At 63.9% G+C, this 21639-nt stretch carries 19 protein-coding genes; 12 read left to right on the forward strand and 7 right to left on the reverse strand.

From position 1 onward, the window contains the following. Positions 1-51: 51 nt before the first annotated feature. From murB to ligA, 9 genes are all read left to right on the forward strand, one after another. The gene (gene murB / locus ACV1FX_RS15705; RefSeq protein ID WP_473118459.1) at positions 52-969 is read left to right on the forward strand and encodes a UDP-N-acetylmuramate dehydrogenase; all 918 of its coding nucleotides are present in this window, start codon (positions 52-54) and stop codon (positions 967-969) included. Between the two features lie 46 nt (positions 970-1015). Continuing rightward, a complete protein-coding gene (locus tag ACV1FX_RS15710; RefSeq protein ID WP_473118460.1) occupies positions 1016-2002 on the forward strand; it encodes a D-alanine--D-alanine ligase family protein in 987 nt (328 codons plus the stop codon). Positions 2003-2349: 347 nt separating this feature from the next. Next, positions 2350-3375, forward strand: coding sequence for a cell division protein FtsQ/DivIB (locus tag ACV1FX_RS15715; RefSeq protein ID WP_473118461.1), 1026 nt, complete (start codon positions 2350-2352; stop codon positions 3373-3375). Further along, on the forward strand, positions 3372-4691 hold the full coding sequence (ftsA, locus tag ACV1FX_RS15720) for a cell division protein FtsA (RefSeq protein WP_473118462.1): 1320 nt from the start codon (positions 3372-3374) through the stop codon (positions 4689-4691). The genes ACV1FX_RS15715 and ftsA overlap by 4 nt, the downstream gene beginning before the upstream one ends. 87 nt (positions 4692-4778) lie before the next feature. After that, entirely contained in the window at positions 4779-6569 is a 1791-nt protein-coding gene (ftsZ, locus tag ACV1FX_RS15725) for a cell division protein FtsZ (RefSeq protein WP_473118463.1), read from the forward strand. Between the two features lie 360 nt (positions 6570-6929). Then, positions 6930-7892: a UDP-3-O-acyl-N-acetylglucosamine deacetylase gene (gene lpxC, locus ACV1FX_RS15730; RefSeq protein ID WP_473118464.1), complete on the forward strand. Its 963-nt coding sequence runs from the start codon at positions 6930-6932 to the stop codon at positions 7890-7892. 253 nt (positions 7893-8145) lie between these two features. Then, a complete protein-coding gene (locus tag ACV1FX_RS15735) occupies positions 8146-9045 on the forward strand; it encodes an outer membrane protein assembly factor BamD (protein ID WP_473118465.1) in 900 nt (299 codons plus the stop codon). 16 nt (positions 9046-9061) lie between these two features. Beyond that, positions 9062-10735 carry a DNA repair protein RecN gene (gene recN / locus ACV1FX_RS15740; protein ID WP_473118466.1) on the forward strand — a complete coding sequence of 558 codons (1674 nt, stop codon included), beginning with the start codon at positions 9062-9064 and terminating at the stop codon, positions 10733-10735. A 178-nt stretch (positions 10736-10913) separates the two neighbouring features. After that, positions 10914-13067: an NAD-dependent DNA ligase LigA gene (gene ligA, locus ACV1FX_RS15745; protein ID WP_473118467.1), complete on the forward strand. Its 2154-nt coding sequence runs from the start codon at positions 10914-10916 to the stop codon at positions 13065-13067. Between the two features lie 164 nt (positions 13068-13231). Here the strand turns inward: ligA and ACV1FX_RS15750 are convergent, their stop codons facing one another. Together ACV1FX_RS15750 and ACV1FX_RS15755 are read right to left on the reverse strand one after the other, a co-directional pair. Then, positions 13232-14509 (reverse strand): multidrug effflux MFS transporter, encoded by a 1278-nt coding sequence (locus ACV1FX_RS15750; protein WP_473118468.1) that lies wholly within the window; start codon positions 14507-14509, stop codon positions 13232-13234. A 267-nt stretch (positions 14510-14776) separates the two neighbouring features. Beyond that, the gene (locus ACV1FX_RS15755; protein WP_473118469.1) at positions 14777-16603 is read right to left on the reverse strand and encodes an aminopeptidase P family protein; all 1827 of its coding nucleotides are present in this window, start codon (positions 16601-16603) and stop codon (positions 14777-14779) included. A gap of 186 nt (positions 16604-16789) precedes the next feature. Between ACV1FX_RS15755 and ACV1FX_RS15760 the strand changes: the two genes are divergently transcribed. After that, positions 16790-16972: a hypothetical protein gene (locus ACV1FX_RS15760; RefSeq protein ID WP_473118470.1), complete on the forward strand. Its 183-nt coding sequence runs from the start codon at positions 16790-16792 to the stop codon at positions 16970-16972. Positions 16973-17032: 60 nt separating this feature from the next. Here ACV1FX_RS15760 and ACV1FX_RS15765 read toward each other — a convergent pair whose 3' ends face one another. Further along, entirely contained in the window at positions 17033-17920 is an 888-nt protein-coding gene (locus ACV1FX_RS15765; RefSeq protein ID WP_473118674.1) for a 50S ribosomal protein L11 methyltransferase, read from the reverse strand. A 171-nt stretch (positions 17921-18091) separates the two neighbouring features. On the opposite strand from ACV1FX_RS15765, the gene ACV1FX_RS15770 reads away from it, so the two are divergent. Further along, positions 18092-18247, forward strand: a complete 156-nt coding sequence (locus tag ACV1FX_RS15770; RefSeq protein ID WP_156944231.1) for a Flp family type IVb pilin — start codon at positions 18092-18094, stop codon at positions 18245-18247. Positions 18248-18360: 113 nt separating this feature from the next. On the opposite strand, the gene ACV1FX_RS15775 is transcribed toward ACV1FX_RS15770, so the two are convergent. Beyond that, complete coding sequence (locus ACV1FX_RS15775; protein ID WP_473118471.1) at positions 18361-18921, reverse strand: sugar O-acetyltransferase; 561 nt, start codon at positions 18919-18921, stop codon at positions 18361-18363. A gap of 217 nt (positions 18922-19138) precedes the next feature. Between ACV1FX_RS15775 and ACV1FX_RS15780 the strand changes: the two genes are divergently transcribed. Beyond that, positions 19139-19435, forward strand: a complete 297-nt coding sequence (locus tag ACV1FX_RS15780) for a hypothetical protein (RefSeq protein WP_473118472.1) — start codon at positions 19139-19141, stop codon at positions 19433-19435. Positions 19436-19663: 228 nt separating this feature from the next. Here ACV1FX_RS15780 and ACV1FX_RS15785 read toward each other — a convergent pair whose 3' ends face one another. From ACV1FX_RS15785 to ACV1FX_RS15795, 3 genes are read right to left on the reverse strand one after another with little or no spacing between them, the layout of a single operon-like run. Next, positions 19664-20170, reverse strand: a complete 507-nt coding sequence (locus tag ACV1FX_RS15785) for a hypothetical protein (RefSeq protein ID WP_473118473.1) — start codon at positions 20168-20170, stop codon at positions 19664-19666. A gap of 9 nt (positions 20171-20179) precedes the next feature. Further along, positions 20180-21328, reverse strand: coding sequence for a helix-turn-helix transcriptional regulator (locus ACV1FX_RS15790; protein WP_473118474.1), 1149 nt, complete (start codon positions 21326-21328; stop codon positions 20180-20182). Next, positions 21328-21624 (reverse strand): type II toxin-antitoxin system RelE/ParE family toxin, encoded by a 297-nt coding sequence (locus ACV1FX_RS15795; protein ID WP_473118475.1) that lies wholly within the window; start codon positions 21622-21624, stop codon positions 21328-21330. The genes ACV1FX_RS15790 and ACV1FX_RS15795 overlap by 1 nt, the downstream gene beginning before the upstream one ends. Between the last annotated feature and the right edge of the window lie 15 nt (positions 21625-21639).

The raw sequence follows: 21639 nt of genomic DNA on the forward strand, positions 1-21639 counted from the left end.
CTAGTCGTCGGCAGCGTCAGATGTGTATAAGAGACAGCTTGAGGACGTCGCATGAGCTTCCCCGAGATCACGCCCGAACTCAAAGCCGCGATGCCTGACCTGCGCGGGCGGCTGCTGGCGAACCAGTCGCTGGCAGAGCTCACCTGGTTTCGCGTCGGTGGTCCGGCGCAAATATTGTTCACGCCGGCCGATGAAGACGATCTTTCTTATTTCCTCGCGCATCTTTCCGCCGACATTCCCGTCTACGTCGTCGGCGTCGGCTCCAACCTGATCGTGCGCGATGGCGGCATGGCGGGCGTCGTGATCCGTCTTGCGCCACGCGCCTTTGGTGAGGCGAGCGCGAGCGGCGACATCGTGACCGCGGGGGCCGCCGCGCTCGACAAGCGCGTTGCGGAAGTGGCCGCCGGCGCTGATCTCGGCGGGCTCGAATTCTTCTTCGGCATTCCCGGCACGATCGGCGGCGCGCTGCGCATGAATGCGGGAGCCAATGGCGGCGAGACCAAGGACGTGCTGATCGAGGCGACCGGCATCGGTCGCGACGGGACGAAGCACACCTTCTCCAATGCCGACATGAAGTTCGTCTACCGCAACAGCGGTGTCGACCCCTCGATCATCTTCACGTCCGCGCGCTTTCGCGGCGTCATCAAGGATGCGGAGGCGATCCGCGCCCGTATGGCGGAAGTGCAAAACCATCGCGAGACCGCGCAGCCGATCCGCGAGAAGACCGGCGGCTCGACCTTCAAGAACCCGCCCGGCCATTCGGCCTGGAAGCTGATCGATGCCGCCGGCTGCCGTGGTCTGCGCGTCGGCGGCGCGCAGGTGTCGGAGATGCACTGCAATTTCCTGATCAACACGGGTGATGCGACCGGCCATGACATCGAGACGCTCGGCGAGACCGTGCGCGCACGCGTGAAGGCGGATTCCGGAATTGAGCTTCACTGGGAAATCAAGAGGATCGGGGTTCCATGATCGCCGTCATTCCGGGGCGCGACGACGCAGATAGGTGACTAGGAAAATGCGGATCACCATTCTCTTCGGCGGCTCCAACAGGGAGCGTCTGGTCTCGGTCGCAAGCGCGCAGGCCCTGCATCAGGCGTTGCCCGAAGCCGATCTCTGGTTCTGGGATGTCCAGGACAAGGTGCACGTCGTCCAGTCGCAGCAACTCCTTGAGCACGCTCGTCCCTTCGAGGACGAGTTCAACCCGGGCACGCGCGGCATTCCGCTGGAGCAGGCGCTCGACCGGGCCAAGGCCGAGGACCGTGTGCTGGTGCTCGCGCTACATGGTGGTCGCGCCGAGAACGGCGAACTGCAGGTGATGTGCGAATCACGCGGCGTCCCCTTCACCGGATCGGGCTCGGCGTCCTCGCATCTCGCTTTCGACAAGGTCGCCGCCAAACAGTTCGCCGCGCTCGGCGGCGTGACGCCGCCGAGCGGTATTGCGCTAGAAGATATCGACGATGCCTTTGCCGAATACGGCAGGCTGATCGCAAAGCCGGCGCGCGATGGGTCGAGCTACGGCCTCATCTTCGTCAACGCCAAGCAGGATCTCGTCGCTGTCCGCAATGCGGCCAAGCATGAAGAATACGTCATCGAACCCTACATCGCCGGGATCGAAGCAACCTGTGGCGTGCTGGAGCGGCCGGACGGCTCGATGATGTCGCTGCCGCCGATCGAGATCATCCCGGGCGAGGGCAATTTCGATTACGCCGCAAAATATCTCTTGAAGTCGACCCAGGAGATCTGCCCCGGCCGCTTTTCAGCCGATGTCACGGCCGCGCTGATGGACCAGGCGATGCGGGCGCACCGGGCGATGTCCTGCACCGGTTATTCCCGGTCGGATTTCATCGTGTCGGACAAGGGCCTTGTCTATCTCGAGACCAACACGCTGCCGGGCCTCACCAAGTCCTCGCTCTATCCCAAGGCACTGAAGGCGCAGGGGATCGAGTTCGTCGACTTCCTGCGTGACCTGATCGAGCTCGCCGAACGGCGGGTGCGGAAATAATTAGGGTTGGTTAACGGCCGAACGGGCGAAACAGCCCGTTTTGGAACCCAAAATCGGTAAAATGCCGGGGATAGCGGCATAAATGCCTCACAAGACGAGGCAAAAAGCTCCAGCCGTTAACGAATTTTACCTTTTGTTTACCAGGAAGTCCGAAGGTTAACGCTGGCGACGCATATGGCGTTTTGGCTGCCGGCGCGTGGGGGGTCGCGGGTGTTCCCGTCTCCGCCCAACGCTTTGAAGGGGAGAGGCTTCTTCTGCTGAAGACCACCCGGCCGGCCGGTCCGAGACGACATGGGGCGTCAGAACCCGCGAATTTTCCGCGGGCTAACTGTTGACGAGCTCGTGCAATGGATGGTGCAGGCAGCCTCACTCGGTCGGTACTTCGATCGCTGAGGCCCCAAGCTGATCTGAAGGCGGCCGCTATTGGAGCGGTCGTGCTTCTGCGCGAGTGGATCGAGCAGAAGCGTCAGGACAAGCGCGAACAGAAGCTCCAGGAAAAGCGTGCCCGTGCCAAGGCGGTGCCGGAGCGCGAGTCGACGCCGCGCATCGTCGCGCTGGTCGAACGCTTCCTACCGCGCCGGGTCGGCATCGGCCTGACCGTCATCCTGCTTGCGGGCGCGACCGGCCTCGGCATCGTCAAGGGCGGCCATCTCCAGGATTTCACCACCGCGGTCAGCGATGCTCGCAATGCGCTGGCCAATTCCGCAGGCTTCCGCATCACCTCCGTCGTCATCAACGGCCGTAAGCAGCTCAGCCAGGACGAGATTCTCGCCATTGGCGGCGTCAGTGGCCGCTCCTCGCTTCTGTTCCTCGATGCCGACGGTCTGCGCGACAAGCTGAAGGCCAATCCCTGGATCGCGGACGCGACCGTGCTGAAGCTCTATCCGGGCCAGCTCCAGATTGACATCACCGAGCGCAAGGCGTTCGCGCTGTGGCAGGAAGCTGGCCGGCTGTCCGTGATTGCCGACGACGGCGCCGTGCTCGAGCCCTACGTTTCGCGCCGCTTCCTGACGTTGCCGCTCGTGGTCGGCAAGGGTGCCGCCACCCAGGCGCGCGATTTCCTCGCGCTGCTCGCACGCTATCCGCAGGTGCAGTCGGTGACCAAGGCCGCGATTTTCATCGGCGAGCGCCGTTGGAATCTGCGGCTGAAGGACGGCCTCGACGTGCGGCTGCCAGAGCAGGACGTCGGCAATGCGCTTGCCGCCCTGTCCAAGCTCGACAAGGAGGAGAGGCTGTTCTCCAAGGACATCGTCGCCGTCGACATGCGGCTGCCCGATCGTCTCGTGGTGCAGCTCTCCGACGACGCCGCGAAGGCGCGCGAAGATCTGTTCAAGGCCAAACAGCCCAAGAAAAAGGCCGGTGATTCCGCATGACCGGTCTCGACCGCACCCAGACGCCGAAGACCCGCCCGATGCCGCATAAGCGCGCCGGGATCGTCGCCTGTCTCGACATCGGCACCAGCAAGATCGCCTGCATGATCGCGCGGCTGAAGCCGTCCGCGCCGAGCGAGGCGCTGCGCGGCCGTACCCATGCGGTGGAATTGACCGGCTACAGCCAGATCCAGGCGCGCGGCATGAAGGCCGGCGCGGTGATCGATCTCGGCGAATGCGAGCAGGCCGTGCGCCAGGCCGTCGGGCTTGCGGAGAAGATGGCGAAGGTGCGGGTCGAATCCGTGCTGCTGTCGGTCTCCGGCGGCAGGCTCGCCGGGCATATGGTCGAGGCTGCCGCCGATATCCGCGGTGGCGCGGTCACGCCGGCGGACGTCAGTCGCGTCACCTCCACGGGCATGCGCCATGCCACAGGCGAGGGCCGTACCGTGCTGCATGCGCTCCCCGTCGGCTACACGCTCGACGGCGTCAAGGGCATCCGAGATGCTCGCGGCATGGTCGCGCGCCAGTTCGGCGTCGACATGAACGTCGTGACCTGCGACGCCACCGTGGCGCGCAACCTGATGCTGGCGGTGGAACGCTGCCACATCAATGTCGAAGCCATGGCGGCGAGCCCCTATGTCGCCGGCCTCTCCGTGCTGACTGACGATGAGGCCGATCTCGGCGCCGCGGTCGTCGAGATGGGGGCGGGCACCACCACCATCTCCGTCTATTCCGGCGGCCGCTTCGTGCATGCGGCAGGCTTTGCGGTCGGCGGCCAGCACATCACGATGGACCTGGCGCGCGGATTGTCGGCGACCATCGCCGATGCCGAGCGGATCAAGACGCTTTACGGCACGGTCATCACCGGCGGATCTGACTCGCGCGAGCTGATGTCGGTGCCGACTGCAGGCGACGAGCAGGATCTGCCGCAGATCGTCTCCCGCGCCACCATCGCCAACATCGTCAAGCACCGGGCCGAGGAAATCTTCGAGATGGTCCGCGACAAGCTCAAGGAATCGCCCTTCGCGGCCGAGCCCAAGGGCCGCGTCGTACTCTCGGGCGGCGCTTCGCAGCTCACCGGGCTCGTCGAGCTCGGCACGCAAATTCTCGGCCGTCCCGTGCGGATCGGCCGCCCGCTCGGCTTCGGCCGGCTGCCCAATGAGGCGAAGAACGCCGCCTTCGCGGTGCCCGCCGGGCTCCTGGTCTACCCGCAATATGTTCACCTTGAACATGTCGAACCGCGGCATACGCGGCAGATCAAGACAGGGACCGGCGGTTATTTCGGAAAGGTCGGACGATGGCTTCGCGAGGGCTTCTGATGACAGGTTTCCACGTTCCCGGATTTTCACCAACTCCCACGGCCGCCGGCCGGGGCGAACCCACGCGCGCGTGATCGAGAGGCAACCATGACCATCAGCATCAACGTTCCTGATATTCACGAACTGAAGCCGCGGATCACCGTGTTTGGCGTCGGCGGCGCCGGCGGCAACGCCGTCAACAACATGATCACGGCGGGCCTTCAGGGCGTCGACTTCGTGGTCGCCAACACCGACGCGCAGGCGCTGACGATGTCGAAGGCGCAGCGCATCGTGCAGATGGGTACGCAGGTTACGCAGGGCCTCGGCGCCGGCTCGCAGCCGAACGTCGGCGCGGCCGCCGCGGAAGAGGTGATCGACGAGCTCCGCGACCATCTCTCGGGCGCCAACATGGTGTTCGTCACCGCCGGCATGGGCGGCGGCACGGGTACCGGTGCCGCTCCGGTGATCGCCAAGACTGCGCGCGACATGGGCATCCTCACCGTCGGCGTGGTGACCAAGCCGTTCCACTTCGAAGGCGGCCGCCGCATGCGCACCGCTGAAGCCGGCATCAACGAGCTGCACAAGGTCGTTGACACGCTCCTGATCATTCCGAACCAGAACCTGTTCCGGGTCGCCAACGAGAAGACCACCTTCGCCGACGCCTTCGCGATGGCCGATCAGGTGCTCTATTCGGGCGTTGCCTGCATCACCGACCTGATGGTGAAGGAAGGCCTGATCAACCTCGACTTCGCCGACGTCCGCGCCGTGATGCGTGAGATGGGCAAGGCGATGATGGGCACCGGCGAAGCCTCCGGCGACAAGCGCGCGCTGACCGCGGCCGAAGCTGCCATCGCCAACCCGCTGATCGACGATTCCTCGATGAAGGGTGCCAAGGGCCTCCTGATCTCGATCACCGGCGGCAAGGACCTCACTCTGTTCGAGGTCGACGAAGCCGCGACCCGCATCCGCGAGGAGGTCGACCAGGACGCCAACATCATCGTCGGCGCCACCTTCGACGAAGCTCTCGACGGCCTGATCCGCGTCTCGGTCGTTGCCACCGGCATCGAGCAGGCGGCGATCGCCCGCAACAGCCAGGCCTCGAGCGCACCGGCTGTCGCCGTTGCCGCCCCCCAGGCGCCGGCCGCCGTGGCTGAAACCCGGCTCGCCGATCTCACCGCGCGGCTGCGTGCGGACAATCAGCGGCTCGCCGAGCGCGCCCAGAAGCTGGAAGCGCAGATCCCGCAGGCGGCGGCCGCGCCGGTCGCTGCCGCCCCCATGGCGCCGCGTCCCAATGTCGAGCGTGCCGCGCTGGCTGCGATTGCCGCCGCGGTGGCTCCGGAAGTGCCGCAGCACGCCCCGGCGCCCCAGACCTATGGCGACGTCACCGTGCGCCCGATCGCGCAAAAGCCGTCGCTGTTCCCCGAGCCGGAAGCAGCGCCCGTTGCGATGCAGGAGCCGATGACGCCGGAGACCTTCATCCCGCCGCAGGCCGAGCGTCCGCCGGTGCGTGCGCCGCGGATGCCGCGTCTTGAGGACCTGCCGATGCCGGCCCAGGCCGAGATTCGCCAAGGCCGCGAGGCCGAGGACGAACCGACTCAGAAGACCCGCCTGTCGCTGTTGCAGCGCCTCGCCAATGTCGGCCTCGGCCGCCGCGACGAGGAGAGCGAGCCGCCGGTCGTCGCCCGCACGGCAGGCCCCGCGATGCCTCCGCTGCCCGACCGCAAGCCGCAGCGTAGCGTGGCTCAGCAGATCGCAGCCAGCGAACCGGTATCAGAGTATGCCCGCCGGCCGGCGCCGCAAGGTTTGGATGTCCATGGCCGCCCTGCGCCTGTTGCGCCGGCGCCACAGGGAGACGACCATCTTGATATCCCGGCCTTCCTCCGCCGCCAGGCGACGTGAGGATTGTTACAATCAAGGCGATGAAAAAGGTCCCGGCGAAATGTTCGCCGGGACCTTTGCTTTTGGCCCCAAGAATCTCGGACTTCTATCGCAACCGACTGATTTTAAATGATTAATTATGTATTTCGTGGTGGAATAAAGTTGCCAGAACCGGCTCCAAACGTGGCGCAAATTGGCTCACGCGACGCTCGAATGCGGCAGAGTTGGGGTAACAATTGGTAAAAAAGCGTGAGTTGGCTTGTTTGGGGCAGTGACTATGGTTTGCGCGTGACTTGGGGATACGGAGATTCGAGCTGGTGCCTCGGACGGCCAGTTCAGTCCAGTATAAGTCACAGTGGGTCGTAGGGTGGGCAGTTCCTGATGAAATTTAGCCGGCAAACAACGCTCCGCGCGCAGGCCACAGTGGTTGGCGTCGGCGTTCATTCCGGTCTCCCCGTCACGCTGACCTTGGGGCCTGCACCTGTCGATGCAGGCTTGGTTTTTGTCCGTACCGGCCTCGAAGGTTGCGACCGCGAAGTGCAGGCTACCGCCGAGCAGGTCATCGCGACCGACTTCGCAACGGTGCTTGGCGACAGTGACGGCCCACTGGTGTCGACCGCCGAGCATGTGCTTGCTGCACTGCGTGGCATGGGCGTGGACAACGCCACCATCGAGATCGACGGTCCGGAAGTTCCGATCATGGACGGCAGCGCAGCGACCTTCGTCGCGGCGATCGACCAGGCCGGTATCGTGAGCCAGCCGGCACCTCGCCGGTTCATCCAGGTTTTGAAGCCGATCTCGGTTGCGATCGGCGATTCCTTCGGCGAGCTGCGGCCTTACGCCAATGGCTTCCGCGCCGAGGTCGAGATCAATTTCACCAATCCCGTGATCGGCCGGCAGGCCTACACGTTCGAGCTCAGCCCGGAGCGTTTCCGCCGCGAGATCGCGAGGGCCCGCACCTTCGGCCTGATGTGCGATCAGGCGCGTCTCTGGAGTGCAGGCTTCGCGCGTGGCGCGTCCTTGGAGAACACCGTGGTGTTCGACGAGGAGCGGCTGCTGAATACCGAAGGCTTGCGTTACGCCGACGAATGCGTGCGCCACAAGGTGCTCGATGTGGTGGGGGATCTGACGCTGGCCGGCCTGCCGCTGCTCGGCGCCTATCGCTCGGTTCGCGGCGGCCACAAGCTCAACCATGCCGTCCTGACCGCGCTGCTTGCCGATCGGACCGCTTGGCGGGTGGTCGAAGGTGAGGCGGCTCGCCGCACCACGCGTCCCGTGGTCGAGGTCGGCAGCGGTATCGTGGGTGGTCGGATTGCCGCCGCCTACGGGCCGGACGTGTCCTGAACGGCCGATTCCGGCCGCTTTGGCCCCTTACGCATTTCCTGGTAACCATGATCGGCTAGCTTCAATGCACCGTCGCCTTAATCCGGGCGAAATGCCTGCCTATCCGGGACGTTAACGATCGTTTTTGGGTTATACCGGCTTGGTCGCATGGCAGGGCGCCGAAGCACGGGCAAACTTATACGGCAGATTTCGCGGCCATGGCGGGGTCATGGCGTGGCGGGCACCGCATCACAGGACGTCAGGTCTTAAATTCATGTCAGCACAGCGTATGACGCGCGAATCACTCACGCCTTCGCTCGCGCCCTCGGCGCGACGGTTGCTGCAGGCCGCCGCGTTCCTCGCGCTCGCGCTGTCGCTCGGCGGCTGCGGCGCGGGCGAGCTGTGGGACAAGTTCACCGCCAAGGACGACACCTTCGTCGAGGAGCCGGCCGACAAGCTCTACAATGAGGGCCTGTTCCTCATGAACGAGAAGAAGGACATCAAGGCCGCGAACAAGAAGTTCGAGGAGGTCGACCGGCAGCACCCCTATTCGGACCTCGCCCGCAAGTCGCTTCTGATGTCGGCTTACGCGTCCTACCAGGCCGGCGACTATGACAGCTGCATCGGCTCTGCGAGCCGCTACGTCACCCTGCATCCCGGCAGCCCGGACGCGGCCTACGCGCAATATCTGATCGCGGCCTCCCATTACGATCAGATCCCTGACATCAGCCGTGACCAGACCCGCACCGAGAAGGCGATCGCCTCGCTCGAAGAGGTGGTGCGCAAATATCCGAACTCCGAATACGCGAGCAGCGCCAAGTCCAAGATCGAGGGCGCGCGTGACCAGCTCGCCGGCAAGGAGATGGCCGTCGGCCGCTATTACGCGCAGAAGCGTGACTTCACGGCTGCGATCAACCGCTACAAGACCGTGGTCACGCAGTACCAGACCACGCGCCACGTCGAGGAGGCGCTTTACCGCCTTACCGAGGCCTATATGGCGATCGGCATCGTCGGCGAAGCGCAGACCGCGGCCGCCGTGCTCGGGCACAATTTTCCTGACAGCCGCTGGTACAAGGACGCCTATAATCTTGTAAAATCCGGCGGTCTCGAGCCGAGCGAGAATCAGGGGTCCTGGATCAGCAGGACCTTCAAGAAGATAGGCCTCGGCGGCTAGGAAATTTTGGGGTTCCATGCTGGCGCGTCTGTCGATCCGTGACATCGTCCTGATCGAACGGCTCGATATCGAATTCGCGACCGGCCTTGCGGTTTTGACCGGCGAGACCGGCGCGGGAAAATCCATCCTGCTCGATGCCTTTGCGCTGGCGCTCGGCGGCCGCGGCGATGCCGGCCTCGTGCGGCACGGCGCGGAGCAGGGGCAGGTCACGGCCGTGTTCGACGTGCCCAAGGCCCACCCCGCGACCAAGATCCTCGCCGAGAACGGGCTGGACGATACCGGCGAGATGATCCTGCGCCGCGTGCAGTTCGCCGACGGCCGCACCCGTGCCTTCATCAACGACCAGTCGATCAGCGTGCAGACCCTCAAGGCGGTCGGCGCGGCGCTGGTCGAGATCCATGGCCAGCATGACGAGCGTGCGCTGGTCGATGCCTCCACGCATCGCCGCCTGCTCGATGCCTTTGCCGGGCTGGAGAAGGAAGTCACTGCCGTTGAAGCGCTGTGGGATGCGCGCCGCACCGCCAACACCGCGCTGGAGGAGCATCGCGCCGGCATGGAGCGCGCCGCGCGCGAGGCGGACTATCTGCGTCATGCCTCGGACGAATTGAAGCAACTCGCGCCGAAGGACGGCGAGGAGACTTCGCTGGCCTCCCGCCGCACCACCATGATGCAGGGCGAGAAGATCGCCTCGGACCTGCGCGAGGCGCAGGAAATCGTCGGCGGTCACAATTCGCCGGTCGCGGCTCTTTCGGCGGCCGTGCGCAGGCTGGAGCGCCGCGGCGTCAATTCGCCCGCGCTGGTCGAGCCCGCGGTGAAGGCGATCGACGCCGCGATCAATTCGTTGGAGGAGGCCGACCAGCATCTCCAGGCCGCGCTCGCCGCCACCGATTTCGACCCATTGGAGCTCGAACGCATCGAGGAACGGCTGTTCGCGCTGCGTGCCGCCTCGCGCAAATATTCGACGCCGGTCGATGGCCTGGCGGCGCTTGCCGCGAAATACGCGGCCGATGTCAGGCTGATCGATGCCGGCGCGGAGCAATTGAAGAAGCTGGAGCAGGCCGCGATCGAGGCCGATGCGCGCTACGCTGCTGCCGCCAAGAAGCTCTCGGCTGCACGGCAGAAGTCGGCCGAAAAGCTCAACAAGGCCGTCAACGCCGAGCTTGCCCCGCTCAAGCTTGAACGCGCGAAATTCATGACCCAGGTCGAGACGGACGAGCGCGCGCCGGGACCGCAGGGTTTTGATCGCGTCGAGTTCTGGGTGCAGACCAATCCGGGCACCAAGCCGGGGCCGATGATGAAAGTCGCCTCCGGCGGTGAGCTCTCGCGCTTCCTCTTGGCGCTCAAGGTCGTGCTGTCCGACCGCGGCTCGGCGCCGACCCTGGTGTTCGACGAAATCGACACCGGTGTCGGCGGCGCAGTGGCAGATGCCATCGGCGCGCGCCTCGCGCGGCTTGCCGGCCAGGTGCAGGTGATGGCCGTGACTCACGCCCCGCAGGTCGCTGCCCGCGCCGACCAGCATCTTTTGATTTCCAAGGACGCGCTCGACAAGGGCAAGCGCGTTGCCACCCGTGTCAATGCGCTCGCCGCCGACCACCGCCGCGAGGAAATCGCGCGAATGCTGGCGGGCGCGGAGATCACCGCGGAGGCGAGGGCGGCGGCGGAGCGGTTGCTCAGGGCGGCGACGGCGTAGATTCTCGTGTCCCGGACGCGGTGCAGCGCGCAGCGCTGCTCCGCAGAGCCGGGACCCACAATGGTGCCTCAAGATGGGCCCCGGATCAGTAGCGCACCGCTTTGCGCTGCGCAGCGTCCGGGGCACGAGATTTCCACACGCCCTTAACCTCGCGCAGCGTCTGTCGTATTCAACGGTCATGGCAAGAGCAGCAAGATCCAAAGCGAAACCGCTTCCCGACGTCGCCGATCTCACCAAGGCGCAGGCCAAGGTCGAGCATATGCGGCTTGCCCTCGAGCTCGAGGGGCACGACAAGCGCTACTATCAGGACGACGCGCCGACGATAACGGACGCCGAATATGACGCGCTGCGCCAGCGCTTCAATGCGATCGAGAAGCGATTCCCCGAATTCGTCAGCGCGGAGTCGCCCTCGCAGAAGGTCGGCGCGGCGCCGTCCGGACGCTTCAAGAAGGTCCGGCACGCGGTGCCGATGCTGTCGCTCGACAACGCGTTTGCGGAAGAAGACGTGCGCGATTTCGTTGGGCGAATCGCGCGCTTCCTGAAGCTTGCAGACGATCGGATCGATTTTTCAGCCGAGCCGAAGATCGACGGGCTCTCCATGTCGCTGCGCTATGAGGGCGGCGAGCTCGTCACCGCGGCGACACGCGGTGACGGCGCGGAGGGCGAGGACGTCACCGCCAACATCCGTACGCTCGAGGACGTGCCGAAGAAGCTCAAAGGCCGCGACGTGCCCGACATCTGCGAGGTGCGCGGCGAGGTCTACATGACCAAGAAGGCATTTCTTGCCCTCAACGAGCGGCAGAAGGCGGCCGGCGACACGATCTTCGCCAATCCGCGCAACTCGGCCGCGGGCTCCTTGCGGCAGAAGGACCCCGGCATCACCGCTTCGCGTCCGCTCGGCTTCTTTGCCTATGCGTGGGGGCAGATGAGCGCGATGCCGGAGGGAACGCAGAGCGGCATGATCCACTGGTTCGAGCGCTGCGGTTTCAAGACCAATCCGCTGACCAAGCTCTGTCACTCCGTGGAGGAGTTGCTCGCGTTTCATCATTCGATTGAAGAACAGCGTGCCGAGCTCGACTACGACATCGACGGTGTCGTCTACAAGGTCGACCGCATCGACTGGCAGGAACGGCTCGGCTTCGTGTCGCGCACGCCGCGCTGGGGCATCGCGCACAAATTTCCGGCCGAGCGCGCCATGACGGTGTTGCGGGACATCGAGATCCAGGTCGGCCGCACCGGTTCGTTCACGCCGGTCGGCAAGCTCGAACCGATCGGCGTCGGCGGCGTGATCGTGCAGAACGTCACGCTCCACAACGAGGACTACATCAAGGGCATCGGCAACAAGGGCGAGGTGCTGCGGGAGGGCCGCGACATCCGGATCGGCGACACCGTCGTGATCCAGCGCGCCGGCGACGTCATCCCGCAGGTCGTCGACGTCGTCATCGACAAGCGGCCGAAGAACGCGAGGGAATTCCACCTCCCGAAGAAGTGTCCATGCCCGCTGCACACCGACGTGGTGCGCGAGGAGACGGCGACGGGCGAGGAGGGCTCGCGCGCGCGCTGCACCGGCGAGTTCGCCTGTCCCTATCAGAAGGTCGAGCACCTGAAGCTGTTCGTATCGCGGCGGGCGTTCGACATCGACGGGCTCGGCGAAAAGCAACTTCAATACTTCTTCGACCAAGGTTTCGTGAAGGAGCCCGCCGACATCTTCACGCTGCAGAAGCGCAACGCGAAGCTGAAGCTGGAGGAGATCGAGGGGTACGGCGAGACTTCGGTGCGCAACCTGTTCGGTGCCATCGAAAGCCGGCGCAAGATCGCGCTGGAGCGCTTCATCTATGCGCTCGGCATGCGTCATGTCGGCGAGACAACGGCCCTGGCGCTGGCGCGCGGCTATGGCTCCTGGGACGCCTTCCACGACGCCTGCCTGAAGGTCGCTCACGGCGACGAGGAGGCGATTGCCGACATGGATGCGCTGGACCAGATCGGTGACACCGTGATCAAGAGCATCGCCGACTATTTCGGAGAGAGCCACAACCGCGGCATCGTCGAGCGGCTGACCGGCGAAGTCGACATCATCGACGCCGAGAAACCGAAGAGCAATTCGGCCGTCGCCGGCAAGACCGTGGTGTTCACCGGCTCGCTGGAGAAGATGACGCGGGATGAGGCCAAGGCGACCGCGGAACGGCTGGGCGCGAAAGTGTCTGGCTCGGTGTCGAAGAAGACCGATCTCGTCGTTGCCGGGCCCGGCGCGGGGTCAAAGCTGACTGAGGCGAACAAGCACGGCGTCAAGGTGTTGACCGAGGATGAGTGGTTGAAGCTGATCGGGGAGTGAGGTTCTGGCGCTCGCGTGCGCCCCTCGCTCCGCTGTCGTCACCCGCGAAAGCGGGTGATCCAGTATTCCAGAGGCGTTGCAGGGATACGGAAGGGGCGCGGCGTACTGGATGCCCCGGTCAAGCCGGGGCATGACACTGAGACTGGGGATGCGCCCAGCGACAGCTACATCATCCCGCTCTCTTCCTCCTCCGCCTGCTCGATCAGTTCTTCGCTGACCACGACCTCGCGCCGCGGAACGACGAAGATCATCGTGGACGCGCACAGCAGCGAGATTGCTGTTATCGCCGAGGTCAGCGGCAGCGTGGTCGCGGAGTGGCCGCCGAGATAGGCGCCGAATTGCGACACCAGTGAGCCGATGCCCTGCTGCAGGAAGCCCATCGCGCCCGACGCGGTGCCGGCGGCTTCAGGGCGAACGCTGATGGCGCCCGCGGCCGAGTTCGCCATCACGAAGGCATTGCCGACCATCACGATCATCTGCGTGCCGAACAGCCAGCTTGGTGCCTCGTTCCAGCCGGTCAGGCTCCAGACGAGGTTCAGCACGCTGCCGCTGAGCTGCAGCGCGAGCCCGAACCAGATCAGCTTTTCAAGCGAGTGCCGCGGCGAAAAGCGCACGCAGAGGAGATTGCCGACCAGATACGCGAACGCCGTGGTCGCGAACCACGCGCCATATTCGGCGCTGCTGCGGCCCATCTGCGTGACCACGATATAGGGGCCGCCCCCCGCAAAAGTGAAGATGATCTGCGAGGCCAGCACCTGGCACAGCACATAGCCGACGAAGGCTCGGTTACGGATGAGGCTGCCGACGTCGCCGCGAAAGCCGCTGCCGGCGGCGCGGGCGCGGCGCGTCTCGGGCAGCGCCAGCGCGAGGCCGACCGCCACTATCAGCGCGCCGGCCGTGATGGCGTAGAAGATCGCGCGCCAGCCGAACGCGGTCTCGATCAGGCCGCCGGTCAGGGGCGAGAGCATCTGGGCGATCATCATGACGGCGATGACGAGGCTGATCATCGCACTGATGCGCTCGCGCTCGTAGAGGTCGCGGATGATCGCACGGCTTACCACCATGCCGGTGGCGCCACCCAGCGCCTGGAAGAAGCGCGCGGCGATCAGTTGCGGCAGATTGTCCGCGAAGATACAGGCGATGCTCGCCGCGACCATCAGCGCGAGCCCTGCGAGTAGCACCGGTCGGCGGCCGAACCGGTCCGACAGCGGTCCCATGATGAGCTGCGAGCAGGCGATGCCGACCATATAGAGCGACACCGTCATCTGTGCGACGGAAATGTCGCGACCGAACGTCGTCGCCAGGACCGGCAGCGCCGGAACCAGCATGTAGAGCGAGATCGGCGCGACGCCGGTCATGGCAACGAGCAACATCAGCATCACGCGCGACGTCGCGAGGTTCTGTTGCGCCGAGAGCGCCGGCTTGCCCATCATGCCATGCATGGATCGACACTAGCCGCATCGTGGGACCAGCGAATACCGATGTTTCGGAATACGGCCATGCGCGATGTCAGGCAGCGCAAATCTACTGTGATCCGGCGCCCGGCCACATAGAAGGTGTCATCGCCCGGCTCGACCGGGCGATCCAGTACGCCGCGGCTTCTCCGCAGGCGACTACCGTCTTTGGAATACTGGATTCCCCGCCTTCGCGGGGAATGACAGCGGAGTTTGTGGTGAGAGCTGCGTCGAGCACGACGCAGCTATGCAGCGCTACGTCAGCTTCGCCGTTGCCTCATCCAGCCACGCCTTCGTCGCCTCATCGAGCGCCGGCCGCACTTCGGCTCTAACGCGGGCGTGGTAGGCGTTGAGCCAGTCGAGCTCGTCCTTGCTCAGCATCGCCACATCGATCAGGCGTCGGTCGATCGGCGCGAGCGTCAGCGTCTCGAAGGCGTTCATCGGCTTTTCGGCGCCGGCGATGTCGGCGGCAACGACCAGCTCCAGATTCTCGGTCCGGATGCCAAATCCGTCGGTCTTGTAATAACCGGGCTCGTTGGAGAGGATCATGCCGCGCTTGAGCGGCGTGGTGCCGAGCTTGGAAATGCGCGCCGGCCCTTCATGCACGGAGAGATAGCTGCCGACGCCGTGGCCGGCGCCGTGCTCGAAATCGACACCGGCGGCCCAGAGATATTGCCGGGCCAGCGTATCGAGCTGTGCGCCGGTGGTGCCGTCAGGGAATACTGCCCGCGCGATCGCGATATGGCCGCGCAGCACGCGCGTGAAGCGGTCGCGCATCTCTTCGGTCGGCTCGCCGACGGCCATGGTGCGCGTGACGTCGGTGGTGCCGTCCTCATACTGCGCGCCGGAGTCGATCAGCAGCAGGTCGCCGCGTGCGATCCGGCGGTTGCTCTTGCGGGTGACCCGGTAATGCACGATGGCACCGTTCGGTCCCGTTCCGGAGATCGTCGGGAACGACACGTCCTTCAATGCGCCGGTGTCGCGCCGGAAGGTCTCCAGCGCCTCCACCGCGTCGATCTCGGTGAGCTTGCCCGAGGGCGCCTCGCGATCAATGAAGGCGAGGAAGCGCGCCAGCGCCACCGCGTCGCGACGATGCGCGGTCTTCGTCCCGGCGATCTCGGTGCCATTCTTGACCGCCTTGAGCAGCGTCACCGGATCGGCACCGCGCAGCGGCTTGCCGCCGCTGCTCGTGATCAGCCGGCTGAGCGCATCGGCTGCGGTCGCATTGTCCAGCGCGATTGCCGCGCCGCTCGTGGCGAGTGCCATCAGCGCCGGCGTCAGTGCATCCGGCTCGCGCACGTCGGCCGACTGTTCGAGATGGTCGCGCGTCAGGTTGGAGAGTTTCCGGTGGTCGATGAACACGGTCGGCCGGCCGTCCTTCGGCACCAGGGCGTAGGACAGCGGCAGCGGCGTGTGCGCGACGTCGCCGCCGCGGATGTTGAAGCTCCAGGCCACCGCATGGCTGTCGGACAGCACCAGCGCATCGGCGCCGAGCTTGCCGATCTCGCTGCGGATCTGCGCAAGCTTGTCCGCCTCCGCGATGCCCGCATGTTGCATGGCGTGAATCACGACCGGTGCGATCGGCGCGGATGGCCGGTCGTGCCAGACGGCGTCAACCGGGTTCGAGTCGACCGGCACCAGCTCGGCGCCGGCCTTGGCGCAGGCAGCGGACAGGCGCTCGGCTGCCGCAAAAGTGTGCAGCCACGGGTCAAATCCTAGGCGGTCGCCCGCCGTCAGATGCGCGGACAGCCAGCTTTCCGGCGGTGGTTCGATCAGCGACTCCACTGTCCAGGCCTTTGTGTCGACCTGCTTGGCCGCCTGCAGCGTATAGCGGCCGTCGACGAACACCGCCGCCTCCTGCGGCAGCACGACCGCCAGTCCCGCCGAGCCGGTGAAGCCGGTGAGCCAGGCCAGCCGCTCCTCGGACGGCGCCACATATTCATTCTGCTGCTGGTCGGCGCGCGGAATGACGAATCCGGTGAGCTTGCGGCGGGCGAGTTCTTCGCGAAGTGCCGCAAGCCGCGCGCTCAATGCGACGCCGGCCTCCGGCTCCTCGAATGTCTGGAAGTGAGCTTCGAACATGCTGTGACTATCTTAGGGTGATGGGGATTGCTCCGCAATGTGGACGCAATCGCAATGCATTGGCATAGACTGTGCTTGCGAAGTTCCATTCGCGTCGAGTGGAGTAAAGGATGCGGCTTCCGCGCTTCGTCCGGATGACAGGGCAAAAAGAGCAAGTGGTTCATCTCAACGGCGAGGGGACACACGATGCCTGCGTTCAGTTTTGAAAAGATCTCGCCTCCGGTCCGCCGCGGGGTATCATCTGCCGAGCCAGAGAAGCCGCGTGGCGTCATCTACCAGATGATCGACCGCTTCGCCGAGCGCCGCGCCAGGCGGATCCTGCGCGACAAGCGCGTTCAGATGAGCCACGACGACAAGCCGACGGAATAGTTGGGGCCGCGCAGTCGGCGCACCTCTCCCTTTGCAAGGGGAGAAGGGAAGGCAGACTCCTTACCCCATCTTCCGCAGCAACAGGCTGCTCCAGCCCTCGATCCGCAAATGTCGCACCGGCACCAGGCCGCGCGCGCGGTAGGCGGCGATCACGGCGGGCGCCTGGGGCGTCAGGAGCCCTGAGAGGATGACATGCGCCCTTGGTGCAAGGTGCCGCGTCATGGGGCCCGCCAATTGCCGCAGGGGATTGGCGAGGATGTTGGCCAGCACGAGGTCGAACGGGGCCCATTTGGCAAAATCAGGCGCGGCAAAGCCGGTGGCGCGGATCGCATGCACGTGGTGACCGGCCTCGTTCAGACCCGCGTTCTCGCGGGCCACGCGCACCGAGGGCGGGTCGATGTCGCTCGCCAGCACGGCGCGATGCAGCGCCTTGGCCGCCGCGATCGCCAGCACGCCGGTCCCGGTGCCGAGGTCGAGCACGCGCTGGGGCCGGGAACCTTTCAAGACATGGTCAAGCAACAGTAAACAGCCGCGCGTCGTGCCGTGGTGGCCGGTGCCGAAGGCCAGCGCCGCCTCGATCTCGATGGCGAGCTTGTTCGGCGCCAGGCGGTCGCGGTCGTGGCTGCCATGGACGACGAAGCGTCCAGCGGGAACGGGCACGAGGTCTTCGAGGCTCGCCTTGACCCAATCCTTGGCCTCGATGCTGTCGAACACCAGCGTGTCCGCGATTTGGCTGCCTGCCGTTTCAGCGATGATTCCCCTCAGGAAATCCTGATCCGGCGGGTCCGCAAAGTGCAGCGTGACGTCCCAGCGCCCGTCGGGTTGCTCGAATGCAGCGACCGCCGCGTCACCATCAAAAAAGATCTCGGTCAGCACGTCGACGACGCGCTTGGCGGCGGCCTCGTCGCCGATCGCAAAGCTCGCGCGGTGGGTGGGGGAGGGGGGCATTTTGTTCAGCTGTACTCGCTCAATTCGATCCAATTTGATGAGTTATTGCCTCGCATCGTTCTCAAAACTTGTGGTTCCCACGTTTATTCAACTTTAGGTTCCATCCCGTAGATTACCGGATGTTGGGTGCAGCCAACGCAACTGGAAATTGGAGGCAAAATCTTGAAGCGCATGGTTCAAAAGTTCTGGTCCGATGAGTCCGGCGCCACCGCGATCGAATACGGTCTGATCGCAGCTGGCATCGCTCTGGCGATCATTACCGTGGTCAACAGCCTGGGCACCAGCCTGAATGACAAGTTCGGTTCAGTTAGCAGCAACTTGAAGTAATTTCCGCCTCCCTTTTCCAAGCGGGGGCTATTTCATTAAAGACATCGACCGACGCCCGCGGGGAGAACGCCCTCCGCGGGCGAAGTCGTTTTAGCGGGCGGCGGAGTCGCAGTTCAGTCGTGGTCGATCGAACGAATGACCCGTGCCGGATTTCCTCCGACAAGGGTATTCGGGGGAACGTTCTTGGTGACGACCGAGCCCGCAGCCACAACCGAGTTTTCGCCGATCGTCACTCCGCCGATGATCGTTGCTCCCGCCGCGATCCAGACGTTTCTTTCGATCACGATAGGCTTTCCGATCGTAGCGGCGCGGCGCTGCGAAGGCGCGAGCGGGTGGCCCGTCGTGATGATGCTCACGTTCGGTCCGATCATCACGTCGTCCGCGATATCGAGGCCGCCAAGGTCGTAGAACGTGCAGTTCTGATTGACGAAGACATTGCGGCCGACGCGGATTTCGTCCCCGCCCGCGGTGTAGAAGGGCGGGATCAGCAGAAAGCTGTCGTCGACCTTTTTGCCGATGAGCTCGCTGAACAACGCGCGGACCTCGTCTGCATCGCCATACGTCAAACGGTTGAGCCGCGCGGTGAGCGCCATCGCCCGCTTGACGTTTGCCGACATGGCCGCTGATTCCGGCGTCCTCCGGTGGATGATCCTGGTGCCGTCCTCATTCGACATACGTTGTTTCCTTCGGCCCATAGTCGGATATGCCCACAGGATTTCCCTGCCTCAACCCAGGGGTTGTCTACCGGCTGGTCCACAGGGGTATCCCGGAATTATCCCCCGGATATCCCCAGCCTGGCCGGTAGTGTCTCAGTTTGAAATCTAGGCGCTTGAACCGCCGGAACCTGATCCCCATCTGCCTGCTCCACACCTAAGCGGGAGGGGATCAGAAATGAGCCAGGTTAAGCGCGAAATGGAGCGTTTGGACCATTTGAGCCACCAAGCTCTTATGGTTGCTAAGCAAGCTGGGGCCGTAAAGGAATGTGTCCTCCATCCGGACGATTCTACCTGTTTGCTGGATCAGGGCGACGATGAGGCCAATAAACTGGCTTACGCAATCGGGACCAATCGCTGGAAGGACGGCGAAATCGACGCCGAACGCGAAGAGTTCATGGATGCCATCAAGGAGGCTATTGAAAGCGCCCCTTACGATTGCCCGGAGTGCGACAGGATGATGGGCAAGGACTAAGTCCCTAGCTCTTCTTCCAGCGAGCTGAGGCGGCTGCTCTTGCGATCTCGGAGCGCTCCTCAGGGGTAAGAACGCGAGCACGGGCCTTGGCCCCTTTTCGGCCTCCCTTGGCCCGGTTAGGAGCTTTCCCCGTAGGCTCCTCAATGTCGCCCGTGGCTATTCTGCCGACCATGATGGCGGCGCCTATAACGTCGCCGGGACGCTTCTCACCCTTCGGTCCTCGGGGCATTAAGCTGCCTCATCCTCATCGTCTTCGCGGTCCCGATTCAATAGATCAGCCGCCCTGCGCTCTGCAACGTCATCCGCGAATTCGAGGACGAAATATAGTTGCGGATCGTCGGGGAACGCCTTGTTCATGTGTTCGACGTCGCAGATCGCGCGGTAAACATCGCTTGCGATTCCATCGCGCCGCTGCCGGGTCGCCTTCTGACGGAGGTTCGGGGTTCCGCCCTTATCGGTATCGAACCACAGACGATGCTGCCTTCCGTCCTTCTCCAAGAGCATCACACACTGTTTGGCACGGTAAGAAAACCCGGCCTCATCCATGCGGCTAGCCTGTCTCAAAACCCGAGAGACTTGTTTCCGCAGAAACTTGCGCACGTCTTGCGGACGTGGGACGAGACGTTTGTTTTCAACTGCCCAGGTTATGAAATCATCCGGATCATTGGCGGCTTCGCCAGTGATTTCTTCCCATTCGTCCCACGCTCGCAGCAACTGATCGTCGTAGTTAGCCATTCTGGCCTCCTAAAGTCCGGTGGGAACAAGCCGTCCCCAACCATCCACGAATTCCCAGTCCATTAAGTAATTCCGGATGCTGTCCTGATATTTACGTAGCCAAGCGTAGTTCTGGCGCTTGTGTTGAATCTGCCCGACTACAATCGCCGGGTGGACCTCCAACCGAGCAGCAAATGCAATTACGTCCTGCTCAGAAATGAAGTTGCCCTTTCTCGCCAGAAACGAGTTCAATTGCGTTCTAGGGATGCAAAACTCAATCGCCGCATCGTCCGCAAGCTTTTCAACGTCGGGCTTGTCGGCATGTTCATCAAAGTGCGTGGCATCTATCTCATCCACCGGCGCAAACGATTCCTCTCGACCGTCACCACGCAGAACGTGCTCGCATTCGTGACGGAGAACGAATGCAAAATTGTCGAAGCGGTCTAGGCGAGTGGTCATTCCAATAGCTGGCTGACCATCAATCCAAACGCATACGCCATCGATTTTTGATTTCGGCAGGGCTTCAACGAGCGCAAATCGAACGCCGCAGGCACGCAAGATATTCGGGACGTGGATTAGATCGTCCTTGTCCTGCAAATGCGCCCGAATCTGTCCCAAACTCTTCCTAAGGGCATCCTCCGAGTAGGGCGGCGCTTCCTGCATCTTTGCAATCGTCATTACACGATGCAGCCATGCGTACTGGATCGGCGTCGTGTTCTCATATCCGCTGCTCTTCTTGGCGGCATGAGCCGTGATTTCACCTGCACCGACAAATGGAATGTCTTCCACGCGGTTTTTGCCGAAGAATCGGAGCATTTGCAGATCAAGCAAGCCGGGCTCGGTATCTTCGATCCACCCGCGCTTTATCATTTCCCGGACAGGGAAATGCGCCACCCAAGACGCACGCGTGCGAACGCCTGGATCAACAGGTTTGACTCTATTGAGTTCGTAGAGCTTCTGCAAATTCGCAAAAAACTCTGCGGGCATGTCGAAGGCGTCGCCAAGTGCCGCCGCTAAGTCCGGGGTAATATTGGCCTTGCCAGTGAGAAGCGGATTAAGCTGCTGCACTGACATTCCAAGGATGTATGCGAGATCCACCTGAGACCACCCACGGGCCTCAAGCTCCTCTGTGATGAATGTGCCGGGATGGTCCACGGACGCGATTTTGACCTGAGCCATCAGTGATAATCCTCAACTGCAATTATCGTGACGGTGGGCGGCTTTGTGTCTTCGTCGAGCGAGAACACGATCCGGTATTTTTCATTGATCCGGACCGACCGATAGCCGTCACGATCCCCCTTCAATTTTTCGTAGTGCAAGCTTTTCCAGTTCCTCAGTGCACGATCATCTGGCGCTGAACGGATAACGATCAGCTTTCGCCTAGCGGACTTGATGACGGGGACGGGAAGGCGCGTCTGTCCCGCGTCTTCCGTCTCGATCAGGGCAAGTATCGGGTCGGCGAACACAATATCCATCCCGGCCGTATGACA

The organism is Bradyrhizobium ingae (assembly GCF_055791185.1).